The following is an 8,025-nucleotide window of genomic DNA, read 5'->3' as shown; positions in this document are numbered from 1 at the left end:
TGACTTCTCACAGCAAGCTTTACTCCGTCGTTCGGATTTTTTTTTCCCTACTTGACGTCTGTGAGACCTCCCCGGGTAAGAGCGATAACTTTCCCCTCATCTATCTGCCACATTTACATCCTGGAATTCGGGCAGTATTGGACTTTGCTTTGTAGTGCAAGCTCGTCCGTCCCAGCATGCCTTCTATGTGATTTCTGTTCGTCAGACCGAGGGTTTGCCTCCGGCTTCCTTCAGATTCCGCCTCGCGGCGGACACCCTTGCCCTTGGCTAACAGTTCCTACTGCCAAGCCTGTAGCGGACTTTCACCGCCAAGTTATCGCCCATGCCGGGCGCACACAAAAAACGCCAGATCTCCATTGCCGGAGATCTGGCGTTTTTATTGTGTAAGCTATGCGGTGGCTGTGCGTACCTTAACTATTGTACCGGCTATGCCTCATTTTACCCGTGTGCTCCAGTTGCCCTGAGCCCAGTTAATAGGGCTGCTCTCCGGGTTGACTGCCTGCGCTCCAGTCGTCTGGTTATGCTCAGCCCCGCTGTTCAGTACTCCTGTTTCCCCCACGTTTGGCGGTATAACAATACTGCAAAGGAACAAGGATAACTAAGCCAGTAGTAATTCTAACGGACCGTATTGCTCTTATTCAGCCCAAATTCGCCTGTTTACCGCGCTAACGGACTCAGATGCTCTTATATGCCGAAAAGACCCCGTAATTTCAGATTACGGGGGCCAATAACGTCATCTGAGTCCGTTAGAATCCATAGTTACTGGATAGAGACATGATAACGTCCCTGGTGTCCGTTAGCCGGATCCGACTGGCTCAGAACCACCATACTCAGCATTCCCAGACCGATTTCAGCAATCCGAGGAGCTTCAGTCCCCCTGCAGGCTCAGTAACTTCCGCGGATTAAGCAATCAAATGCTGCAGGAGCCGTCGTCGCAGCCTTCTGCATCCGGAGCCTGGGATTTGGGCTGGCCGACAACCTGGAGGACAGGTTTGCTCTGCTCCTCCGCCCAGACGGTGTCGAGCACCTCTGTAAATACCGGGCCGGGCTGTGCACCGGAAACGGCATATTTATTATTGAAGACAAAGAACGGTACGCCGGTCACATTCAGCTGCCGGGCCGCATCAATATCCTGGTCCACCTCGGCAGTATAGGCATCGCTGTTCAGGACTGCGGATACCTCATCAGCATCAAGGCCCACTTCGGCAGCCAGCGAGGCCAGGACATCATGCTTGCCGATATTCACCGAATCGGTGAAGTACGCTTTTAGCAGACGTTCGGTCAGTTCTTTGTCTTTGCCTTTGGTAGCGGCATAATGACTAAGGCGGTGTCCGTCAAAGGTATTTGTAGGCACCAGCGTGTCAAAGTTAAACTGCAGTCCGACGCCCTGCGCCTGCTCGGCCAGCTGTGCATTCATCGCTTTAGCCTTGTCTCGGGTCATTCCATACTTGGATGCAAGCATCTCATGAATGTCTCTGCTTTCATCCGTCCGTGCTGTCGGGTCGAGCTGGAAGCTGCGGAATACAACCTCCACCTTGTCGCGGTCCGGGAATTGGCTCAGCGCGTGCTCCAGCCGTCTTTTGCCGATGTAGCAGAAGGGGCAGGCATAATCAGACCATACATCTATTCTCATTGTAGGTACCTCCTAATAGTGTGCATGCTTAGTTAATGTACCCATAGGCATCCGGCCTGTTGCGTACACCATGATTTCAATAACAAATAATATGTCACTTACTATTATATAGTTGTAAACCGAAAAACACAAACCAATTCTGCGGCCTTCGCCATGCACCGGGTTAATCATTATCAAAGGAGCGTGAGCTTATGCAGGAATGGTCTTTGCTTGACTGGGTCACCCGTTTGCTGGGAATCCTCTTTTTTATTCGCGGTACCCGCTATACCCGGGGTACTACGGTGGAATATCACAACGGCTATGGAGGAAAAAGCACAGCTTCAGATCATACGAACCCCAGGCTCAGGAATATCGTGCGCGTGGCCGGAGTGGCCGGCATCATCCTTGGTCTGCTAATGCTTATTTATGGCGGGAGCGTGCTGGATCAGCTTTTTCCTTTTTTCTGAGCCCTCTATGAGCCCTCTATGAGCCCTCTATGAGCCCTCTATGAGCCCTCTATGAGCCCTCTATGTTAGTCCACACCTGTAAATTTCAGAAAATCCGTAAAAAAGTACACGAAAGTGGTATATACGGCCTTCCCCGAGGGAATGTACACTTGGATTAACAAGATTATCCGGAAGCATTTATAAATCCAAGTATGATGGACGGCTCAGGGCGTCCCGGAAGGAGCAGCAGCATGCATGATGTATCCATAGTTATTCCCACGCGCAACCGGGTCAGCGATCTTACGCTGTGCATTGAATCCATCGGCAGGCAGACCGAGCTGGAGGATGTCTCCATTGAGCTGCTGATTGTCGATGACGGCGAGATCGGGGACAGTACACTTTCGTATTTCCGCAAGGTTCTGGCCCAGATGCCCAATGCCGAGCTTCATTATTACCGGAAAACTAAGCCCGGCGTCTGGCTCTCCCGCTATGAAGCGCTCGGGCTGATCGACGGCGAGATTGTGCTGAGCTTCGACGATGATGCCGAGCTGGACGACCCGCTCTATATCCGCCGGATGCTCGATACCTATGCATCCGATCCATCCATTGTCGGCGTCGGCGGCATCGCCAAGGGCTTATCCAGCAGTGTATCCGGGAAGCTGCTTGGCAGGCTGACCTGTCAGATGTCCGGCTCGCCGGGCAGACTGTCGGCCAGTACCCTTGCAGGCTCGCTGCTGCTCTGGGGGGAGACGGAGAATATTTTTGAGACCGACTTTTTCCACGGCTGCAATATGTCGTTCAAGCGGGAAGCCCTGAAGGACATGAAGCCCTATCCATGGATGACCAGCTATGCCGTGGCCGATGACATTTACATGTGCCATCTGGCCAGCAAATACGGCAAGCTTGTGATCAATCCCGAGATGAAGATCACCCATCATGAGTCGCCAAGCTCGCGCGACAAAGCCGGGCGTGTAGCCCGGGCCACGGCAGTGAATCATTACTATCTGCTTAATCTGCGCAAAGCGCCGGCCAAAAATTACGCCGCCCTCCTCTGGACGCTTACTTATCTGACCGGCAAGTCCACGCTGAAGCGCAATTTCAACGCCGTATCCGGCTATGCCAGCGGCATTTGGTTTGTCCTGAATCCACGAAAGAACAAATACAGGGAATACATGCTGGATTAGCAGCTGCTCTGCATGGGCACCGGCTCCTCACCGGCAATACACCGCACAGATTAGCGGCAGCCCCGCCGCAATGCATGCACTGCAAGGAACAAGGGAGCTTTACATACCTCAGCGCTAAAGAGTCATCCACGCTACACTGCTTGCCTTGAAGAGGTAAGCCTGCTGAACGGCTCCTCCCCCACAGCTGCGCTGCCTGCAGCCATCCATCGCCCCGCCATGCAAAAACTCCCGCACCGCCTTCACCAGGCGTGCGGGAGTTTCTCATTTCATTTAAGCTGTCAGCTCTTGAGCCGGCGCTTTCGTCCGTTTGCCGTTCTGGCGCAGGAAATAGAAGAACGTCAGGCACAGGAACAGAACGGCATAGCTCAGCAGATATACGATCTGCTCGCGCATCAGGGCGTAATCGCCGCTGGCGATGATTGCTTTGTAGCCGACGATGCTGTGGGTCATCGGCAGCCACGGATTAACCTTCTGCATCCACTGCGGAAGCAGCTCCAGCGGGAAGGTCCCGGCACTGGAGGTAAGCTGGAAGATCATCAGCACGATCGCCAGGAAGCGGCCCGGATTATCCAGCCAGGTCACCAGCGCCTGGACAATCATGGTAAAGGTGAAGCTGACGATCAGGGTAAACAGATAGAACAGCGGCACACTCTGCACCTCCAGCTTCAAGCCGTACAGGAGAACCGCATCGGCAAGCAGTGACTGCAGCACACTTACCATCACGAACATCAGCGTACGGCTGGCGAACCGGCCCATCGGCGAAGCATCCGGCACACTCGATTCCCGCAGGGAGAATACCGTTGTGAACACGAGAGCCCCCATAAAGAGTGCAAGCGACAAGAAATAAGGGGCGATGCCCAGCCCGTAGTGATCCAGCTTGCGGTCGGTATTCTCAACCAGCTTGACCGGCTCGGCGAACATGCTGACCGTATCATCGCCGGAATTGACGCTTGCCGTTTCGGCGGCTGCGTCATTCAGCTTCTGGGCCAGCTCACCGCTGCCGCTGGCCAGCTTGCCGCTGCCGTCCTGCAGCTCACCGGCACCGTCCGTCAGCTTGCCGGCGCCTTCGGACAGTCCTTCTACGCCTCCGGCCAGCTTAGTCAGCCCTTCAGTCAGCTGCGAGGCACCCTGCTTCAGGGCCACCGCACCGTCAGCCAGCCTGCTGCTGCCGGAGGTCGCATCATTCAGCTTGTCGCCGAATGTGCCGAGGCCGGTGACCAGCTGCGTTCCGCCGCTGCTCAGGGCCGCAGCACCGTCGTACAGCTGCTGCTGCGCTTCCGTCAGCTGCGTGCTGCCCGCCAGCAGCTGCTCCTGGCCGCTGTGCAGCTGCACGCTGCCGTCGGCCACCTGCTTGCTCGCAGCCAGCAGCTGCTGGAACTGCTCGCTGTCCTGCAGCTCCGGCGTCGCTGCGAGCATCTGCTCAAGCCCCGCCGCCACCTGCTGTGCACCGGCGGCCAGCTGGCCGCTCGCCGCCTCGGAGGCGGTCAGCCCTGCGGTCAGCTTGCTGCTGCCGTCCTTGGCGCTCTCAAGCCCGGCGGCCAGCTGCGAAGCCCCGCTCTGTGACTTCTCCGCACCTGCCTGCAGCTGCTTCTCCGCCTTGGAGAGCTGGCTAAGGCCGCTGGCCAGGTCGGCAGTCCCGGCGGTCAGCGTGCCTGTGCCTTCATTCAGGCTGCCGGCCCCTTTATAGAGCAGCTTCAGTCCGCTCTGCAGCTCTGTTGTGCCGCTGGACAGCTTGTTCAGGTTGGTCTTCAGAGTGGACAGACCGTCTGTCAGCTTGTCTGCGCCTTCCTGCAGCTCGCTTGCCCCGCTGCCGGCGTCTCCAAGCCCGGCAGCAATCGTATCCACCTGTTCATACATGCTGCGGGTATAAGCTTCGGTAATTTGGGCGGACAGCTTCGACTTCAGCTTGTTCATTGCACTGTTCCCGATCTGTCCGGCGACAAAGTTATAATCGCTGTTCGGCTCAAAAATAATCTCCGACTGCACCGGCTTCTCCTGCGTCAGGGTAGTCGCATTTTGCGAGAAATCGGCCGGAATGGTAATCGTCATATAATAGCGGTTGTGCGCCATACCGTCTTCAGCTTCGGCTGCATTAACAAATTGCCAGTTGAAATCGGTGTTTGTTTTTAACTCGTCCACAAAATCATTGCCGACATCCATCGTCTTGCCCTCGTACTGCGCCCCCTTATCCAGGTTGACTACAGCAACAGGAAGCTTGCCTGTATTGCCGTAAGGGTCCCAGGAGCCTTCAACGAGGAATCCGCTGTACAGCATCGGCAGTGCCGATACACCAAGCAGCGTAATCAGCAGCATCGGTTTCCCGAGCAGGATTTTCAAATCTTTCCAGAATACATTAATGGCTCTCACAGGGTTCACCCTCAATCTTTTATTTGTAAATGCATGAAAACTTTCATACTCATTCATTATGGCTGGAAAAAAATAGCCCTTCACAGGCTAGGAGGTTCAACTTTACTTGAGAATACCGTTTGAAATAAACAGCATCATATGCTCCTTGATCCGGGTCTCATCCAGCGGTTCATGGGCTTTGTTCCATTCCGTTGTCAGCGCCAGGTATAAGCGAAGAATCATGAAAGCAGCCACACTGGAGTCGCAGGGCTTGACTTCATCTCTGGTGATCGCCGTTTCAATCTGCTGCCGCAGAAAATCCAGCGCATAATCCTCCATCCGCTTCACCCCTTCCAGCGCCTGCACCGTACCGATGTCACGCACCTCCTGGGCCAGCTTCACGAACAGCTCATGATCGGAGCGGAACTCGAGGATCGAATCGAGCAAATTAAACAGCTTATGCGTAAAAGTGTCCTCCTCGGCGGCAATCCGGTTCATGACCGAGGTTAACTCCTGGGTGGCCTTGTCTAGAATTTCCTCAAACAGCTCTTCCTTGGTCTTGAAGAACGTATAGATGGTGCCTTTGCCGACGTTGGCAATCTTGGATACCTGCTCCATCGTGGTCGCCTTATAACCGAACTGCACAAAGGACTTGGTTGCCGCCTGAAGAATTAACGCTTTGCGGTCGATAGACATGACTTGGACTCCCTTCCTTCTGGAAAAACACCGAAATTGACTAAATCCACTTTTCGGTCATTCGGTCAATATGTAATTTACCATGTCTGCAGGAAGAAGACAACACCTTATTTAAAATTTATTTATTCCTCATCTTTTATATCCAACTGTGTATCAATTAGCCTGTGCGATGTTATCCGTAAAATGTCATGAAATTAGTATCCATTGCCATTCTTTCTGGGGTATGATAAGAAGGATGTGATCTAGAAACTACATTATGGATGGTGGAATATGTTTAAAAACAAAAAATTACTGCTTATTCTGGCCGGTCTGGTCATTATTGCAGCTATCGTCATCTGGCTTGTGGTCGGCGGCAAAGGGGATGACAGCGGAAATACCGCTGCAACCGAAACCCCGGGAGGCGCAACCGTAACCGAAGAAGGCGGCACCAAAGCGCTGGCGCAGACTTTTTATATCTATGATACCGTTGTAAACATCAAGATATTCGGCAACGATGCTACCCAGCAGAATATGGATGATATCCAGAGCATGCTGGAGCGTATGGATACCCAGTTCAGCCGGACCAAGGAGGACGGGGAATTGTATGCCGTGAACCAGGCTGCGGGCAAGGAAGCAGTAGCTGTATCGGACGAAACCATTGATATTGTTAAGCAATCCATTAAATATGCTGAAGATATGGACGGGCTGTATGAGCCGACGATCGGGCCGCTGGTGGACCTGTGGGCGATCGGGGAAGGCGGCGAGCGTGTGCCTGAACAGGCAGACATTGATGCAGCCAAGAGCCTGATCAACTATAAGGATATTATCGTCGATGAATCAGCCAAGACCATCAAGCTCGCCAGAGAAGGTATGGTGCTGGACATGGGCGGTATCGGTAAAGGCTACGCCGCTGACCGGATTGCCGATTATCTGAAGGAGCAGGGCCTGGACAGCGCGATGATCAACCTTGGAGGCAGCAGCATTATCGCCCTTGGCAACAAGCCTAACGGTTCCCAGTGGAATATCGGTCTGCAGGACCCGGACCAGAGCCGCGGCACCCAGCTTGGCACGATCAAAATCTCTGATGAGGTTATTGACGCTTCCGGGGTATACGAGCGTTACTTCATTCAGGACGGTGTCCGTTATCACCACATTCTGGACCCGCGTACCGGCTTCCCGTCCCAGAACGGGCTGAAGAGCATTACCATTATGAGTCCGAACGCAACAGATGCGGATGCCCTGTCCACCGGTGTATTCCTGATGGGTCTGGAAGACGGCCTGAAGTATCTGGAATCCCTGCCGGAAGAAGTTGAAGCCTTCTTTATCACCGAAGACAACAAGATTTATGCAACATCCGGTATCCGTGACAGACTGCAGCTGACCGATCCGACGTATACTTTTGCAGACTAACTTTATATGCTAGAGTGAAGGGCTGGATTTAAACCAGCCCCTCCTCATCAAACCGTACGTGAGGTTTTCCCTCATACGGCTTTCCGATGTTTGTCATTCATGGGCATGCAGATCACAATAGCGTTCTTAGTCCATACATCTTGGCAATATACTTTACTTCAGGTAATGAACTCATCCATCTTCTGCGTTGTCTCTTCTTCGCGTACCACCGGGTTAATCTCTGCAGAATATACCAATCCAGCTTGGCTAATCTCTTTTGGCTGTAGTTCGTGTAGTAATAATTTCTCCATCCCTGAATCTTTGGATTGAGCCATTCCACTTGTTCCGCGAACGATTTAGAGCGCATACTCGG

The 8,025-nt window shown here is 53.5% G+C and carries 7 protein-coding genes; 3 read left to right on the top strand and 4 right to left on the bottom strand.

All coding sequences use genetic code 11. The annotated features are described in order from the left end of the window. Positions 1-910 precede the first annotated feature (910 nt). Positions 911-1,633: a DsbA family oxidoreductase gene (locus tag BLR64_RS29685; protein WP_090720300.1), complete on the bottom strand. Its 723-nt coding sequence runs from the start codon at positions 1,631-1,633 to the stop codon at positions 911-913. Positions 1,634-1,824: 191 nt separating this feature from the next. On the opposite strand from BLR64_RS29685, the gene BLR64_RS29680 reads away from it, so the two are divergent. Both BLR64_RS29680 and BLR64_RS29675 read left to right on the top strand, forming a co-directional pair. Continuing rightward, positions 1,825-2,079 carry a hypothetical protein gene (locus BLR64_RS29680; RefSeq protein ID WP_090720296.1) on the top strand — a complete coding sequence of 85 codons (255 nt, stop codon included), beginning with the start codon at positions 1,825-1,827 and terminating at the stop codon, positions 2,077-2,079. Between the two features lie 230 nt (positions 2,080-2,309). Next, positions 2,310-3,242, top strand: a complete 933-nt coding sequence (locus BLR64_RS29675) for a glycosyltransferase family 2 protein (protein WP_090720295.1) — start codon at positions 2,310-2,312, stop codon at positions 3,240-3,242. Positions 3,243-3,512: 270 nt separating this feature from the next. On the opposite strand, the gene BLR64_RS29670 is transcribed toward BLR64_RS29675, so the two are convergent. Together BLR64_RS29670 and BLR64_RS29665 are read right to left on the bottom strand one after the other, a co-directional pair. Beyond that, a complete protein-coding gene (locus BLR64_RS29670; protein ID WP_090720293.1) occupies positions 3,513-5,609 on the bottom strand; it encodes a YhgE/Pip domain-containing protein in 2,097 nt (698 codons plus the stop codon). Between the two features lie 102 nt (positions 5,610-5,711). Continuing rightward, the gene (locus tag BLR64_RS29665; RefSeq protein ID WP_068721049.1) at positions 5,712-6,284 is read right to left on the bottom strand and encodes a TetR/AcrR family transcriptional regulator; all 573 of its coding nucleotides are present in this window, start codon (positions 6,282-6,284) and stop codon (positions 5,712-5,714) included. 270 nt (positions 6,285-6,554) lie between these two features. Between BLR64_RS29665 and BLR64_RS29660 the strand changes: the two genes are divergently transcribed. Continuing rightward, positions 6,555-7,673 carry an FAD:protein FMN transferase gene (locus tag BLR64_RS29660; RefSeq protein ID WP_090720291.1) on the top strand — a complete coding sequence of 373 codons (1,119 nt, stop codon included), beginning with the start codon at positions 6,555-6,557 and terminating at the stop codon, positions 7,671-7,673. A gap of 112 nt (positions 7,674-7,785) precedes the next feature. On the opposite strand, the gene BLR64_RS29655 is transcribed toward BLR64_RS29660, so the two are convergent. Then, complete coding sequence (locus BLR64_RS29655) at positions 7,786-8,019, bottom strand: group II intron maturase-specific domain-containing protein (RefSeq protein ID WP_090716670.1); 234 nt, start codon at positions 8,017-8,019, stop codon at positions 7,786-7,788. Between the last annotated feature and the right edge of the window lie 6 nt (positions 8,020-8,025).

It is taken from the genome of Paenibacillus typhae, assembly GCF_900099765.1.
GTDB lineage: Bacteria > Bacillota > Bacilli > Paenibacillales > Paenibacillaceae > Paenibacillus_AQ > Paenibacillus_AQ typhae.
Note: the sequence above shows the minus strand (reverse complement) of the source record. Positions and strands in the feature narration are given on the sequence as shown.